Genomic DNA, 15,542 nt, shown 5'->3' with positions numbered 1-15,542 from the left:
CATTGAGGCGCCGAACAAACACACACATGGGAGATCGCCATCATGACCGTTCGTGTCGCCATCAATGGGTTCGGCCGCATCGGCCGCCTGGTCCTGCGCTCGATCGTCGAGCATGGCCGCCGCGACATCGAGGTGGTGGCGATCAACGACCTGGGGCCGGTGGCCACCAACGCCCACCTGCTGAAGTATGATTCCGTGCACGGCCGTTTCCCCGGCACGGTCGAGCATGGTGACGACTGGATCGACGTGGGCCTGGGCAAGATCCGCGTCACGGCCGAGCGCGACCCCGCCAACCTGCCGCACAAGGATCTGGGCGTGGACATCGCCCTGGAATGCACCGGCATCTTCGCGTCCAAGGACAAGGCGTCCGCCCACCTGACCGCCGGCGCCAAGCGGGTGCTGGTCTCGGCCCCGGCCGACAACGCCGACAAGACCATCGTCTATGGCGTCAACCACGACGTGCTGACGGCCGATGACATCGTGGTGTCGAACGCCAGCTGCACCACCAACTGCCTGGCCCCGGTGGCCAAGGTGCTGCACGACCTGGTCGGGGTCGAGCGCGGCTATATGACCACCATCCACGCCTACACCGGCGACCAGCCGACGCTGGATACGATGCACAAGGATCTGTATCGCGCGCGCGGCGCCGGCCTGTCGATGATCCCGACCTCGACCGGCGCGGCCAAGGCCGTGGGCCTGGTCCTGCCGGAGCTGAAGGGCAAGCTGGACGGATCGTCCATCCGCGTGCCGACCCCAAACGTCTCGGTCGTGGACCTGAAGATCGTCGCCGGCCGCGCCACCACGGTGGAAGAGGTCAACGCCGCGCTGAAGGCCGCCGCAGACGGCCCGATGAAGGGGGTGCTGTTCACCACCACCGACCCGGTCGTCTCCAGCGACATGAACCACATCGCCGCGTCCAGCACCGCCGCCCTGCCCCAGACCCAGGTCATCGACGGAACGCTGGTGCGGGTGCTGAGCTGGTACGACAACGAATGGGGCTTCGCCACGCGCATGAGCGACACCGCCCTGGCCATGGCGAAGTTTCTCTGAGGCTGAAAACCACCGCGCGCCTTCTCCCCTCGTGGGAGAAGGTGGCCCGCGTCAGCGGGTCGGATGAGGGGGGTGTCCCGACGCGTGACGACGGATGGCTTCCAGCACAGTGTTCGGATTGGTCATGGTGGTTTCGTTGCTGAACCGAAGAACGGTAAAGCCCCTGCGGTTCAAATCGGCATCGCGCGCGGCGTCTCGAGCCTCATGCAGTCTGTGAACGCCGCCATCAAGTTCGATGACCAGCCGCAACGGGTAGCAACAAAAATCTGCAATCCAGGGCCCGATCCGGGTTTGACGACGAAACTTCCAGTTCTCGAAACCGCGACTGCGCAGCAGCCGCCACATCGCCGCTTCCGCAAGCGTCATTTTGCCACGCAAATGCTTTGACTGGTTCGCCATCCCCCTCATCCGTCATGCTCACGCATGACACCTTCTCCCACGAGGGGAGAAGGAACAACGCCACCCTACCTTATCGCAAGGTGAGATCATGACCTTCCGCACCCTCGACGACGCGCACGACATCGCCGGCAAGACCGCCCTGGTGCGGGTGGATTTCAACGTACCGATGGACGGGGGGCGGGTCACCGACGACACCCGCCTGAAGGCCGCCCTGCCGACGATCCAGCGGCTGCGCGACGCTGGGGCCAAGGTGGCGCTGCTGGCCCATTTCGACCGGCCCAAGGGCCAGCGCGTGCCGTCCATGAGCCTGCAGCCCGTGGTCGATGAGCTGGAGACCCTGCTGGGCGCGCCAGTGCGGTTCGCCGACGACTGCGTGGGCGACGTGGCCCGGGCCGCCATCGCCGATCTGGACGCCGGGGGGGTGATCCTGCTGGAGAACGTCCGCTTCCATGCGGGCGAGGAGACGAACGATCCGGCCTTCGCCGCCGAACTGGCCGCCATCGGCGACCTGTATGTCAACGACGCCTTTTCCGCCGCTCACCGCGCCCACGCCTCGACCGAGGGACTGGCGCGCCTGTTGCCCGCCTATGCCGGCGAATCCATGCGGCGCGAGCTGCAGGCGCTGGACGCCGCCCTGGGCCAGCCCCAGCGGCCGGTGATCGGCATCGTCGGCGGGGCCAAGGTCTCGACCAAGCTGGACCTGCTGAAGAATCTGGTCGGGCGGCTGGACCGGCTGGCCATCGGCGGCGGCATGGCCAACACCTTCCTTTACGCCCAAGGGATCGACATCGGCGGCTCCCTGGCCGAACGCGACATGGCCGACACGGCGCGCGCGATCATGGCCGAGGCGGCGGACAAGGGCTGCGAGCTTCTGCTGCCGGTCGATTTCGTCGTGGCGACCGAGGTCAAGCCGGGCGCCCAGTCGCGCGCGGTCAGCGCCGGCGACGCCCTGTCGGCCGAGGACAAGATTCTGGACGCCGGGCCTGAAACCGTCGCGCGCCTGACGGCCGCCATGGACGCCTCGCGGACCCTGATCTGGAACGGGCCGCTGGGCGTGTTCGAGGTTCCGCCCTTCGACGCCGCGACGGTCGCCGCCGCGCGCCATGCCGCGGCCCTGGCCAGGACGGGCGCTCTGGTCGCCGTGGCCGGTGGCGGCGACACGGTGGCGGCCCTGAACCACGCCGGTACGGCCGCCGACATGACCTTCGTCTCCACCGCCGGCGGCGCCTTCCTGGAGTGGATGGAGGGCAAGGCCCTGCCCGGCGTCGAGGCGCTGAGAGCCTGAGCCCGGCCCTGAAAACGCCCATGTAACAAAGCGTGACTTCCCGCGCCCGCCGGGCTAATCACCGGCAAAAGAAGCGGCTCAGGAGGCTACACCCATGGCGCGGATCACCCTGCGACAGTTGCTCGACCACGCGGCCGAGAACGACTACGGCCTGCCGGCCTACAACATCAACAACATGGAGCAGGGCCTGGCCATCATGGAGGCCGCCGAGGCCGTGAACGCCCCGGTCATCATCCAGGCCAGCCGCGGCGCCCGCAGCTACGCCAACGACGTCATCCTGGCCAAGCTGATCGACGGGCTGGCGGAACTGTATCCCCACATCCCGGTGTGCATGCACCAGGACCACGGCAACGGCCCGGCCACATGCGCCACCGCCATCCAGTACGGCTTCACCAGCGTGATGATGGATGGCTCGCTGGAAGAGGACGCCAAGACGCCCGCCAGCTACGAATACAACGTCGACGTCACCCGCCGCGTCGTCCAGATGGCCCATTCGTGCGGCGTGTCGGTCGAGGGCGAACTGGGCGTTCTGGGCAGCCTGGAGACCGGAATGGGCGAGGCCGAGGACGGCCATGGCTTCGAAGGCAAGCTGGATCATTCGGCCCTGCTGACCGACCCGGACCAGGCGGTCGATTTCGTGCGCGAGACGCGGGTGGACGCCCTGGCCATTGCGATGGGGACCAGCCACGGCGCCTATAAGTTCAGCCGCCAGCCGGACGGCGAAGTCCTGGCCATGAATGTGATCGAGGAAATCCATCGCCGCCTGCCCAACACCCATCTGGTGATGCATGGCAGCTCGTCCGTGCCCCAGGACCTGCAGGACATCATCAACCAGTACGGCGGTCAGATGCCCCAGACCTGGGGCGTGCCGGTCGAAGAGATCCAGCGCGGCATCAAGCACGGCGTGCGCAAGATCAACATCGACACCGACAACCGCATGGCCATCACCGGCGCCATCCGAAAAGTGCTGGCCGAAAAGCCGGGCGAGTTCGACCCGCGCGCCTATCTGAAGCCCGCCAAGGAAGCGATGCGCAAGCTGTGCATCGAGCGGTATCAGCAGTTCGGCTGCGAAGGTCAGGCGTCGAAGATCAAACCCATGTCCACCGCCCAGATGGCCAAACGCTATGCGGCCGGCGAACTGGACCCGAACTTTGGCGCGGGCGCCAGGGCCGCCTGAAGCCGCTTGGGCAGGGGACCGACGGCGGGCTAGTCTGTCCGCCGTGACCGCCCCCGACGATTCCGACGATATCGACACCGAAGGCGAGACCCTGATGGTTTCGCTGGACGACGGCGCGCGGGCGCTGCGACTGGACAAGGCCCTGGCCGAGGCGGCGCCGACCCTGTCGCGGGCGCGCATCCAGGCGCTGATGGACGCCGGGGCCGTGTCGTTCGGCGGCGCGGCGGTGTCGGCCAAGAGCAAGGCGGTTCCCGGCGACTACATCATCGCCCTGCCGCCGGTTGCGCCCGCCGATCCGCAGGCCGAGGCCATCGCCTTGAACGTGCTCTACGAAGACGCCGACCTGATTGTGATCGACAAGCCGGCGGGCATGGCCGCCCATCCGGCGCCGGGCAATGAGACCGGCACCCTGGTCAACGCCCTGCTGCATCACTGCGGCGCGTCGCTGTCGGGCATCGGCGGGGTGGCGCGGCCGGGCATCGTGCATCGGCTGGACAAGGACACCTCGGGCGTCATGGTGGCGGCCAAGAGCGACCGGGCCCATGCGGGCCTGTCGGCCCTGTTCGCCGCCCACGATATCGAGCGCACCTATATCGCCCTGACGCGCGGGGCGCCGTCGCCCGCCCGCGACCGCATCGTCACCCGCATCGGCCGCTCGAACGCCGACCGCAAGAAGATGGCGGTGCTGAAGGCCGGCGGGCGCGAGGCGACCACCGACTATGTGGTCCAGCAGGCGTTCGGAACCCCGGCGAAGGCCGGCGCCGCGCCCCAGGCGGCGCGCGTCGCCTGCACCTTGCACACCGGCCGCACCCACCAGATCCGCGTGCACCTGGCGTCCAGGGGCGCGCCCATCCTGGGCGACGCCGTCTATGGCTCGGGCGCGCCCACCGCGCCGGTACGGGCCGCCATGGCCCAGGCGGGCCTGACGCGCCAGGCGCTGCACGCCGCCGTGCTGGGCTTCGTGCACCCCGTCACCGGCCAGACGCTGCGGTTCGAGACGGCCCTGCCCGCCGAGATGGCCGCGCTGGAGACGGCGCTGTCGGCGCTTTAGCCGCTAACGCCTACCCCTGCACCGCCGTGATGTTGTCGTCGGAATCGCGGTCGATCCAGCGATTGTAGGGATCGGCCCCGGCGAAGGCGGGCTTGCGGGCCGTGACGAAGCGGAAGGTCTGAACCCCGCTGCGCAGGGCCCGGCGCTCCATCAGCACCACGTCCTTCTGATCGAACCCCGTGTCGCCGGGCCTGGCGGCGAACAGGCCGATGTCGAAGGTTTCGTCCAGCGGCGCCTCGGTCTCGACCCCCTTGCCGTCGGCGTACAGCTTGCGGGCGCTGACGGTGACGGTCACGTCCCAGCGGCCGTCGGCGCGACGACGCGCGGTCGAGCCGGTGGTCTTGACGTCATACAGGGCGATCTTCTCGAACAGGTCGGTGATCAGCTCCTGCTTGTCGGCCGGCGCCTCGGCGCGGATGGCGGCGATCAGGTCCAGCGAGCGCGGATAGGGCGCACCCTTGAACGCATACTGGTTCAGCACCCGGCGCAGGGCGCGGTTCACCGCCTCTTCGCCGATCTGGTCGCGCAGCAGATACAGGATCAGCCCGCCCTTTTCGTAATGGATGTAGGGCTGGTTCTCGACCCGGATCAGCGGCATCTCCTCAAGCCTCTGGCCGCCCCGCGCGCTCAGATAACCGTCCAGCTCCCGCTTCAGGAAGCGCCGGATCTGGTCCTGGCCGTATTTGCGCTCCATCACCATCAGGGCCGTGTACTGGGCCAGGGATTCCGACAGCAGGGTCGATCCCTGCTGGTCCGAACCGACCACCTGGTGCGCCCACCACTGGTGCGCGAACTCGTGCGCGGCGATGTAGGTGACGAAGTCGATCTTATCCGGGTTCGACAGGTCGGCGATGAAGCCCAGGCCTTCGGACCAGGCGAAGGTGTTGGGCATGGACTGGGCGTAGCTGGCGTAGTCCGGGAATTCGACGATCCGCGCCTGGCGGAACTGATAGGGGCTCAGCTCGGTCCCGGCATAGTCCAGGGTGGCCGCCAGGGCGTCCAGCATGGTCGGCACGTTCCGGGCGTGGCCGGGGTGGTGATAGACCACCAGCTCGACCCCCTTGTGCATCCGCCGCGCCTCGACATAGCGGGCCGACTGCACCGAGAAGAAGTTCAGCACCGGGCTTTCGGTCACGAACCGCACCGTGCGGCGCCCGTCGCGGATGACGTCCGACACCTCATAGCCGGGAGCCACGGGGGTCTGGTCCGCATCGGTGGTCACGGTGATGTCGGCCGTCACCCAGTCGGCGCCGACATAGTTGCGCACGCGGGCGCTCTCGTCCTCCAGCTTGGCCATGCGCAACTCGGCCGGCAGGCCCAGACGGCGGCGCTTGGACCGGTCGCCCAGCAGGCCGTCACGGTTCATGCCGATCATGGGCGCGAACTCCATGTTGTTCACGAAGGTCCCATTGTCGACCAGGCGGGTGGTGTTGCCGCTGTTGCGGAAGCCGCGCTGCTCCAGCACCGAGGTGAAGCGCACGGTGCGACGTTCGCCCGGCTGCATCGGCGTGTCGAAGCGATAGATGCGATAGTCGAAATCCTTCCATTCGCGGGCCAGCCGCGCGCCCTGGACGCTCAGGGTCTGCATCTGCAGGTCTTCTTCCCAGCGCAGGTGGATTTCGTTCAGCGGGGCGTCGGTCTTGTTCTCGACCACCAGTTCGCCCTGGGTCGACAGGCGCGGCGTGGTCGGGTGCAGGTCCAGCACCAGCCGCACGCTGACGGCCGACGGCTGGGGCGTGTTCTCGAAAGGCAGCAGCGTCTTTTCATAGGCGGCCAGATTGCGCTCGCGCGCATCGCGGCCGGTGTATTCGTTCCAGACGTTGGTGTTGACATAGACATAGGCGCCCAGTCCGACGAAGGCCGCCAGGGCGACGAAGCCGATGGCCCCCGCCGGTCCCGCCAGGCGGCGCGGCAGGCGACGCAGGCGCGGCGCCAGGCGCGTCTCGGTCCCGCGCCGCCACAGCCCATAGGCCAGCACCAGAAGCACGACCCCGCAGGCGGTCCAATAGGCGTTCAGCCAGCCCTGGAAGGTTCCGAAATCGCCCGTGCCGTTCATGTCGGACAGGGGCACGCTGGGCGCATCGCCGAACCGGTAAAGCAGGTGATCCAGGCCCAGATTGCCCATGACGATCCCGGCGATGATGTACAGAACCATCACCGCCCAGCCGACGAATTTGTTGGGCGACAGGGCCTGGACGAAGATGGCCAACACCGCCAGCAGGCCGAACCCGATCGCCTGGGGCGCCAGATACCAGGCCAGGTATTTGCCCAGTTCGAAATCCGTCACCCCCTTGATCGCCTGAACGATCAGGCCCGCGCCGATCGACACGAACAGGGTCGAGACCAGCACCAGCAGCAGGGCCAGGGTCTTGGGAACCACGAAGGTCCAGTCCGGCGTCGGCGAGGCGTCGATGATCTCGTGCATCCGCCGCTCGCGGTCGCGCCAGACCAGTTCGCCGGAATAGTAGATGGCGATGATGATCGAGATCAGGCCGAAGGCGCCGGTCAGCGTCTCGATGGCCACGCGCGTCACCAGCAGGATCGGCGTGCCGAACATCTCGCCCGCGAACCACAGGTTGGCGATGGAGAAGGCGAAGCCCAGCAGCATCAGCACAGCATAGGCCGGGCTCTTGAACACCATGCCCATCTCAAGACGGGTGCGCGACACCAGCTGCGACCAGCCGCTGGCCCAGCCATGACGCGCCGCCGGCAGGGCGCCCAGCGGCTGTTCGGCGGGCGCCTCGGCCTCGACGATGGCGCGCAGTCGGTCCTGCTTCTTCAGCTTGGCCCCGCGCGCGGCGGGCCGGTACAGCGCATAGGCCAGGGCCAGAACGCACAGGCTGACGGCCACCCACAGCAACCGGTTGTACAGCAACACCCCCGCCAGCTCCGGCAGGCGCGTATTGCGTTCCGAGGCGGTCCAGTATTCGGTCACCGTGCTGAAGGCGCCCGAACCAAACGGCTCGACCCAGGCCAGCAGGGTCTCGAACTCGGGCTTGCTGGCCAGGGACGAGGTGCCCACCAGATAGATCATGAAGACGGCGACCACCCCGACATAGGTGGCCATCATCGACCGCGTCACCGTGGCCAGGGCGAAGAACAGCGCCGAACTGAGCAGCAGGCCCGTCAGGCCGAACACCCCATAGGCGTACAGATAATGCAGCGGCTGGAACGCCCCCAGCGTTTCGGCGTCCACCCACGGCATCAGGGTTCCGAACGCCATGCCCAGGCCGATGCTCAGATAGCTGAGCGCCACTGCCCCGAAGGCGCCCAGGAACCGGCCGTACAGATAGTCGAACTTGCCCAGGCGCGTGGCCTGGATCATCGGGCCGAACCCCGACTGGACGTCGCGCACCACCACATTGGCCACGATCGAGGCGGTGGCCAGCATGTAGAAGACGTTGAAGATGATGTGCGCCGCGATGATGGTGAACGGCGCATTGGCGTGCACGGCCCCGCCGCCGCCGATGCTGATGTTCTCGCTGGCGGCGATCAGGCCATAGCCCATCAGGGCGAACAGAAGCGAAATCACCCAGAAGGCGGGTTGGCGCAGTTGATAGCGGAACTCGAAGCCCGCGACGTTCCAGAACATCGGTGCGGTCCTCAGGCGGCTTTGCGCGACGCGGCCAGCGTCGAGAAATAGACGTCTTCCAGCCCGCCGGGCGCCGGCTCGAAGCCGTCGGGGCGCTGGTCGGCCAGGACGTGGATCACGGTGCGACCGGCGAACAGACGGGTCGAGATGACCTGATGGCGGGCCTCATGATCGGCCAGATCTTCCTTGGCGATGGTCTTGCGCCAGACGCGGCCCTGCATGGCCTGCATCAGGTCCGTCGGCGCGCCTTCCAGCTGGATGCGACCGCCCGCCAGCACCGCCATGCGCGGGCACAGGTCGGCCACGTCCTCGACGATGTGGGTCGACAGGATGACCACCACATTCTCGCCGATCTCGGCCAGCAGGTTCAGGAAGCGGTTGCGCTCTTGCGGGTCCAGGCCCGCCGTCGGCTCATCGACGATGATCAGGCGGGGGTTGCCGATCAGGGCCTGGGCGATGCCGAACCTTTGGCGCATGCCGCCGGAAAAGCCCGCCAGCGCCTTCTTGCGCACGGTCCACAGATTGACCTGGTTCAGCAGGCCCTCGACCGTCTCCTTGCGTTCCTTGCCGCCGGCGATCCCTTTCAGCACCGCCATGTGATCCAGCATGTCGTAGGCCGAGACGCGCGGATAGACGCCGAAATCCTGGGGCAGATAACCCAGGGTCTGACGCAGAAGCTCCGGCTCCTTGACCACGTCGATGTCGCCGAACTGGATCGCGCCGGACGTCGGCGTCTGCAGGGTGGCGATGGATCGCATCAGCGTCGACTTGCCCGCCCCGTTCGGCCCCAGAAGGCCGTACATGCCGGTGGGAATCTCCAGGCTGACATCGTCCAGCGCGCGCACGCCGTTCGGATAGACGTGGACAAGATTCTTGATCGACAGCATCGCGCGGTTCCCCTGGGCCGGTTCGGCGGCACACTGCGCGACGCGGCCCGACCGCATCAAGTTACGCTTCAGTCAGGAAATCGTCACGCCCCCGGCGGTACGCCGTCCTCAGGCTTCCGGCGCCCGCGTCAGACGCAGGCCGTCCGGCCCGGCCAGGGCGTCCGGTCCCTGGGCCGCCAGACGCATCAATGCGCGCCCCTGGGAGTCCTGAATCTCGACCCCGCCCCGCGCCATGCGCCAGCGCGCGGCGGCCGCCAGGCGATGGCCGTCGCACCCCTCGACCAGAACGCCCAGGGTTCCGGCGGCGGCCGGGGTCTTCATCAGCGAGATGCGGCACCGGTCGCGCGCGCCTTCGATGCGCCACAGGCCGGCGGCCGGGTTCGCGGCGGCGGGATCATCCGGGCTCATGACACCCTCCTCGGCGATGGGGGTGGCGGACCCCGCCAGCAGGGCGGCGAAGGCGATGGCGGCCGTGATCATGCAATGTCTCCTGCCTGCCCCTTGCCGGGACTATCGCCCCGTCCCCGCGCCGCATGCAAGCGGCGCCGATGCGGCGTCTATCACCCGCCGCCGGGGCGCTGTATTCTGCCTGGCCGCAATCCCGCGACGCCGCCCGGTTCGACCTTGTTCAAGTCGCTGACGCCCACCCAGCCCGGAACCGAGCCTCTGGCCCAGGCCTTCGGCGCCTGCCGGACGCATTTCGTCTGGGCGGCGGCGTTCAGCGCCCTGGTCAATCTGCTGTATCTGACCCCCACAATCTACATGATGCAGGTCTATGACCGCGTCGTGCCGACCGGCGGGATCACCACCCTGGTCGCCATCAGTGCGGTGACCATCTTCGCCCTGGCCAGCCTGGCGCTGCTGGACGCCATGCGGGCGCGGCTGCTGCTGCGGGCCGGACTGCGGCTGGACCGGCTGCTGGCCGGACGGGTGCTGGGCCGGGTCATGGACATCCAGGCCAAGGCGCCCAACACCCAGGCCCTGCGCGAGTTCGACAATGTGCGCGCCGCCGTTTCCGGGCCGGGGGCCATGGCCCTGTTCGATGCGCCGTGGACGCCGCTTTACCTGGCCTTCTGCTTCCTGCTGCACCCGTGGGTCGGGGTTCTGACCCTGCTGGGCGGGGCCGTCCTGTTCGTCCTGGCCCTGATGAACGAGCGCGACAGCCGAGCGCGGCTGAAACGCTCCATCGACGCCTCCAACGCCGCCTACGCCGCCCAGGAGCAGGTGGCGGGCCAGGCCGAGGTCATCCGCGCCCTGGGCATGCGCGGCGCCAGCGTGGCCAAGCAGATGGCCCAGCGTCAGGCCGCCACCGCCCAGCAGGCGGACGCCCAGCTGACCGGCGGCAAATACACCGGGGCGATCAAATTCGTGCGCATGACCCTGCAGTCGGCGGCCCTGGGCCTGGCGGCCTGGCTGGCGGTCAAGGGCCAGATCTCGCCCGGCGCCATCATCGCCTCGTCCGTCCTGCTCAGCCGCGCCGTGGCCCCGATCGAGGCCCTGGTCGGGTCGTGGCCCGCCCTGGTCCAGGGACGCAGCAGCTGGCGCGCCCTGATCGATCTGTTCGCCGCCACCGGCGGTCAGGAGCGCCCGCGCACCCAGTTGCCGCCCCCCGCCGGCCGGCTGAAGGTCGAGACGGTCAGCGTCCGCTATCCAGACACCGAGGCGCCCCAGTTGCGCGGCGTCGCCTTCGTCCTGGAGCCGGGCCAGACCCTGGGCGTCATCGGCGCCTCGGGCTCGGGCAAGTCCACCCTGGCCAAGGTGCTGGCCGGGGCCATCCGCCCGACCACCGGCCTGGTGCGACTGGACGGGGCCGACTATGACGCGCGCACCGGCGACGACCTGGCGCGGCACCTGGGCTATCTGCCCCAGCATCCCAGCCTGTTCGCCGGGTCGGTCCGGGACAATATCGCCCGCTTCTCGGCCGAGCTGGGGCTGGACCGCGCCGCCGTCGATCAGGCCGCCGTGCGCGCGGCCCAGGCGGCGGGCGCGCATGAGATGATCCAGCGCCTGCCCCGGGGCTATGACACCGTGCTGGGCCCCTATGGCTCGGGCGTTTCGGCCGGGCAGGCCCAGCGCATCGCCCTGGCCCGCGCCCTTTATGGCGATCCGGCCCTGCTGGTGCTGGACGAGCCGAACTCCAACCTGGATCAGGAGGGCGAAAGCGCCCTGATGGCGGCGGTGCTGGCGGCGGCGGCGCGCGGCGCGGCCGTGGTCATCGTGGCCCATCGCGCCGGGGTGCTGGCGCGGGTCGACCGGCTGCTGATGCTCAAGGACGGCGTGGTCCAGATGGAGGGGCCGCGCGAAGAAGTTCTGGCCAAATTGCGCGAACCGGCGGCCGAAGGCGCCGCCGCCCGATGACCGACGCCGCCTCCGCTTCGCCCCCGGCCGTGGATTCGCCCAACCGCGAACTGATGATCGGCGCCGCCGTAGCGGGGTTGTTCTTCGTGCTGTTCATGGGCTTCGCCGCCTTCTATCGGCTGGACGCCGCCGCCTTCGCGCCCGGACAGGTGATGGTCTCGGGCAACCGACAGGCGGTCCAGCACCGCGACGGCGGCACGGTCAGCGCCCTGAGGGTGGCCGAGGGCGACCGGGTCACGCGCGGCCAGATCCTGATCGAACTGTCGGCCGGCGAGCTTCAAGCCGAGGAGCGCGGCCTGACCGGCCAGGTCTACGCCCTGCTGGCCCAGCGCAGCCGCATGATCGCCGAGCGCGACCGCCTGGGCGCCGTGCCGACCCCGCCCGAGTTCACCGCCCTGACCGGCCCCGATCTGGCGCTGGCGACCGAGGCGCTGCGGCTTCAGCGGATGCAGTTCGGCGCCCGCCGCACCGGACGGTCCACCGAACAGGGCGTGCTGGGCCAGCGGGTGCAGCAGCTGGAACAGCAGAAGGCTGGATTGGCCCGCCAGATCGAGGCCAGCATCGAACAACGCCGCCTGATCGAGGAGGAGCTGACCGGCATCCGGTCGCTGGCGGAGAAGGGCTACGCCCCCCTGACTCGCGTGCGGGCGCTGGAACGCGAGGCGGCGCGGCTGGACGGAGAGCTGGGGTCGCTGCGCGCCCAGTCGGCCCGCACCGACGAACAGATCGGCGAGACGCGGCTGCAGTCGTCGGGCGTCACCACCAAGCTGAACGAGGATGTGGCCGAACAGCTGCGTCAGGTCGAGGTGCAGTTGAACGAGCTGCGCCCGCGCCTGGCCGAGGCTCGCGCCCAGCTGGCCCGCACCCGTATCGCCGCCCCCGCCACCGGCCAGGTCGTGGGCCTGAGCGTCTTCACCGCCGGCGGGGTGGTCCAGGCCGGCCAGCTGCTGATGGAGATCGTGCCGGCCGACGCCTCTCAGGTCGTGGTGGCGCGCATCAATCCTGCCGACATCGACAATGTCCGCATCGGCATGCAGTCGGAGGTCCGTTTTCCGGGCCTGCGCGAAAAGGCCCCGCCGGTGCTGCATGGCCGCGTGACCCGCGTCTCGGCCGACAGCTTCACCGACGAAGCCTCGGGCCAGAGCCATTACCGCGCCGAGATCGTGGTGCCCGAGGCCGAACTGGCCCGCCTGGGCGCCGCCGCCGGCGACATCCGCCCCGGCATGCCGGTCGAGGTGCAGGTGCAGCTGCGCCGCCGCACCGCCCTGTCCTATCTGTTCGAACCCCTGGTCCAGAGCCTGTGGCGCTCGGGCGGGGAGCAGTAGCTGTCAATCCTCCCCCACCGGGGGAGGGGAACCGCGAAGCGGTGGAGGGGGCCAGCCCCACACATCGCACCCAGATCAGCCCCCTCCACCATGCTGCGCATGGTCCCCCTCCCCCGATGGGGGAGGAATATTTTCGCCCTTCACCCGCCGCCGAAAGGCGTGCAGCAGCGGCTCGGTATAGCCGTTCGGTTGCGCCGTCCCTTCGAACACCAGCGCGCGCGCCGCCTGGAAGGCCAGGCCGTCGAAGCCAGGCGCCATGGGACGATAGGCCGGATCCCCCGCGTTCTGGGCGTCGACCTTGGCCGCCATGCGGCGCAGGGCCGCCTCGACCTGATCGGCGGTGCAGACACCGTGCAGCAGCCAGTTGGCCATGTGCTGGGAACTGATGCGCAGGGTGGCCCGGTCCTCCATCAGGCCGATGTCGTGGATGTCAGGCACCTTAGAACAGCCGACGCCCTGGTCGATCCAGCGTACGACATAGCCCAGCAGCCCCTGGGCGTTGTTGTCCAGCTCGGCCTCGATCTCGGCCTCGCTCCAGTTGCGGCCAAGGGCCAGGGGCGGGATCAGCAGGGGTTCCAGGCCCGGCGTCGGCGCCTGGGCCACTTCGGCCCGGCGGGCGAAGACATCGACCGCGTGATAATGCAGGGTGTGCAGGGTCGCCGCCGTCGGGCTGGGCACCCAGGCGGTGTTGGCGCCGGTCATCGGATGGGCCGCCTTCTGGTCCAGCATCTCAGCCATGCGGTCCGGCGCCGCCCACATGCCCTTGCCGATCTGGGCCTTGCCCGAAAGGCCGCATGTCAGGCCGATGGCGACATTGCGCGCCTCATAGGCGGCGATCCATTCGGCGGATTTCATCTCGGCCTTTCGCACCACCGGCCCGGCCTGCATGGCGGTGTGAATCTCGTCGCCGGTGCGGTCCAGGAAGCCGGTGTTGATGAAGACGATCCGGTCACGCACCGCGTGAATGCAGGCGGCCAGATTGGCGCTGGTGCGACGCTCCTCGTCCATCACGCCCACCTTGATCGTATGGCGCGGCAGAGCCAGCAGATCCTCGACCGCATCGAACAGCCGGTCGGTGAAGGCGCATTCGGCCGGCCCATGCATCTTGGGCTTGACGATATAGACCGATCCGGTCGCGCTGTTGCCGAACCGGCCCAGGCCGCGCAGGTCGTAAAGGGCGATCAGGCTGGTGACGATGGCGTCCAGCACCCCCTCGGGCGCCTCTGACCCGTCGGGCAGAAGGACGGCCGGGGTGGTCATCAGATGGCCGACGTTGCGCACGAACAGCAGGCTGCGCCCTTTCAGAACGATGGGCGATCCGTCCGGCGCCGTGATCTGGCGATCGGCCGCCAGCGACCGGGTCATCGCCCGCCCGCCCTTGTCGAAGGTCTCGGTCAGGTCGCCGCGCATCAGGCCCAGCCAATTGCGCCAGGCGGCGGCCTTGTCGGCGGCATCGACGGCGGCGATGGAGTCCTCCAGATCGACGATGGTGCTGAGCGCCGCTTCCAGCACCACATCGGCGATCCCCGCCGGATCGGTCGCCCCGACCGGATGGGCGCGGTCGATCACCACCTCTATATGCAGGCCGTGGTGGCGGAACATCCAGCCGCGGTCGCTGCGGCCGATCCGGGCCTCGGGATCGCGCAGGGCGACGGTGTCGACAGCGGCGACATCGGCCCACGCGCCGCTGTCCAGCGGCAGGGCCTGGTCCAGAAAGGCCTTGGCCCGCGCCACCACCCGCGCCCCGCGCGCGACGTCATAGGGGCCGGAGGGCGGCGGATCGCCCAAGGCGTCCGTTCCATAAAACGCGTCATACAGACTGCCCCAGCGGGCGTTGGCGGCGTTCAGAACGAACCGGGCGTTCAGCGCCGGAACCACCAGCTGCGGCCCCGCCATGCGGGCGACCTCGACGTCCACATTCTGCGTGCCGATGACGAAGGGCGCCGGCTCATCGACCAGATAACCGATCTGGCGCAGGAACCGCTCGGTCTCCGCCGCGTCGTGCAGCTGGCCCCGCCGCGCCGCATGCCACGCATCCATCTGCGCCTGAATGTCGTCGCGTATCGCCAGCAGGCGCCGGTTCTCGGGCGCGAACCGGGCCAGAATGTCCGCTACCCCAGCCCAGAAGGCGTCGGCCGCCAGACCCAGGCCGGCCAGCACCTCGCCCTCGATCAGATCGATCACCGGGGCGGCGACCGATAGGCCGGCACGGTCGGAATAGGTCATGGCGTCTCCCCCGGCGCGCGACGTGGGGAGGGCGCACCTGTAACAATGCGTGATCTGACCATTCCGGCCCGCGTGCGGCAAGCCTCGAATGAATGACACCGGTGACAGATGGGGTTAGGCTCTTCCCATGACCAGCCGCAAATCGACTCCTCTCCCCCTCGAGGGGGGAGAGGTTGGGAGTGGGGGTGTTCG

At 69.0% G+C, this 15,542-nt stretch carries 11 protein-coding genes; 6 read left to right on the top strand and 5 right to left on the bottom strand.

Going from position 1 to position 15,542, the window contains the following annotated elements; all coding sequences use genetic code 11:
- Positions 1 to 42 precede the first annotated feature (42 nt).
- Positions 43 to 1,050 (top strand): type I glyceraldehyde-3-phosphate dehydrogenase, encoded by a 1,008-nt coding sequence (gap, locus tag Q0581_RS04615; RefSeq protein WP_298698030.1) that lies wholly within the window; start codon positions 43 to 45, stop codon positions 1,048 to 1,050.
- A gap of 51 nt (positions 1,051 to 1,101) precedes the next feature.
- Here the strand turns inward: gap and Q0581_RS04610 are convergent, their stop codons facing one another.
- The gene (locus Q0581_RS04610) at positions 1,102 to 1,449 is read right to left on the bottom strand and encodes an endonuclease domain-containing protein (RefSeq protein ID WP_298698028.1); all 348 of its coding nucleotides are present in this window, start codon (positions 1,447 to 1,449) and stop codon (positions 1,102 to 1,104) included.
- An 88-nt stretch (positions 1,450 to 1,537) separates the two neighbouring features.
- On the opposite strand from Q0581_RS04610, the gene Q0581_RS04605 reads away from it, so the two are divergent.
- From Q0581_RS04605 to Q0581_RS04595, 3 genes are all read left to right on the top strand, one after another.
- Positions 1,538 to 2,734: a phosphoglycerate kinase gene (locus Q0581_RS04605; RefSeq protein ID WP_298698026.1), complete on the top strand. Its 1,197-nt coding sequence runs from the start codon at positions 1,538 to 1,540 to the stop codon at positions 2,732 to 2,734.
- Between the two features lie 94 nt (positions 2,735 to 2,828).
- On the top strand, positions 2,829 to 3,911 hold the full coding sequence (fba, locus tag Q0581_RS04600) for a class II fructose-bisphosphate aldolase (protein ID WP_298698025.1): 1,083 nt from the start codon (positions 2,829 to 2,831) through the stop codon (positions 3,909 to 3,911).
- A 94-nt stretch (positions 3,912 to 4,005) separates the two neighbouring features.
- Positions 4,006 to 4,962, top strand: a complete 957-nt coding sequence (locus Q0581_RS04595; RefSeq protein WP_298698172.1) for an RluA family pseudouridine synthase — start codon at positions 4,006 to 4,008, stop codon at positions 4,960 to 4,962.
- A gap of 10 nt (positions 4,963 to 4,972) precedes the next feature.
- Here the strand turns inward: Q0581_RS04595 and Q0581_RS04590 are convergent, their stop codons facing one another.
- From Q0581_RS04590 to Q0581_RS04580, 3 genes are all read right to left on the bottom strand, one after another.
- The gene (locus Q0581_RS04590; RefSeq protein ID WP_298698023.1) at positions 4,973 to 8,554 is read right to left on the bottom strand and encodes a M1 family aminopeptidase; all 3,582 of its coding nucleotides are present in this window, start codon (positions 8,552 to 8,554) and stop codon (positions 4,973 to 4,975) included.
- Positions 8,555 to 8,565: 11 nt separating this feature from the next.
- Entirely contained in the window at positions 8,566 to 9,441 is an 876-nt protein-coding gene (locus Q0581_RS04585; RefSeq protein ID WP_298698021.1) for an ABC transporter ATP-binding protein, read from the bottom strand.
- A 108-nt stretch (positions 9,442 to 9,549) separates the two neighbouring features.
- On the bottom strand, positions 9,550 to 9,921 hold the full coding sequence (locus Q0581_RS04580; RefSeq protein ID WP_298698020.1) for an AprI/Inh family metalloprotease inhibitor: 372 nt from the start codon (positions 9,919 to 9,921) through the stop codon (positions 9,550 to 9,552).
- A 144-nt stretch (positions 9,922 to 10,065) separates the two neighbouring features.
- Here Q0581_RS04580 and Q0581_RS04575 point away from each other — a divergent pair, with 144 nt between their 5' ends.
- Positions 10,066 to 11,799 (top strand): type I secretion system permease/ATPase, encoded by a 1,734-nt coding sequence (locus tag Q0581_RS04575; protein ID WP_298698019.1) that lies wholly within the window; start codon positions 10,066 to 10,068, stop codon positions 11,797 to 11,799.
- A complete protein-coding gene (locus tag Q0581_RS04570; RefSeq protein ID WP_298698017.1) occupies positions 11,796 to 13,124 on the top strand; it encodes an HlyD family type I secretion periplasmic adaptor subunit in 1,329 nt (442 codons plus the stop codon). Before Q0581_RS04575 ends, Q0581_RS04570 begins: the two co-directional genes overlap by 4 nt.
- A 75-nt stretch (positions 13,125 to 13,199) precedes the next feature.
- Here Q0581_RS04570 and Q0581_RS04565 read toward each other — a convergent pair whose 3' ends face one another.
- The gene (locus tag Q0581_RS04565) at positions 13,200 to 15,350 is read right to left on the bottom strand and encodes a malate synthase G (RefSeq protein ID WP_298698015.1); all 2,151 of its coding nucleotides are present in this window, start codon (positions 15,348 to 15,350) and stop codon (positions 13,200 to 13,202) included.
- Positions 15,351 to 15,542: the final 192 nt, after the last annotated feature.

It is taken from the genome of uncultured Brevundimonas sp. (assembly GCF_937863155.1).
Classification (GTDB): domain Bacteria; phylum Pseudomonadota; class Alphaproteobacteria; order Caulobacterales; family Caulobacteraceae; genus Brevundimonas.
The sequence above is the reverse complement of the archived record's forward strand: the minus strand, read 5'-3'. Positions and strand labels throughout refer to the sequence as shown.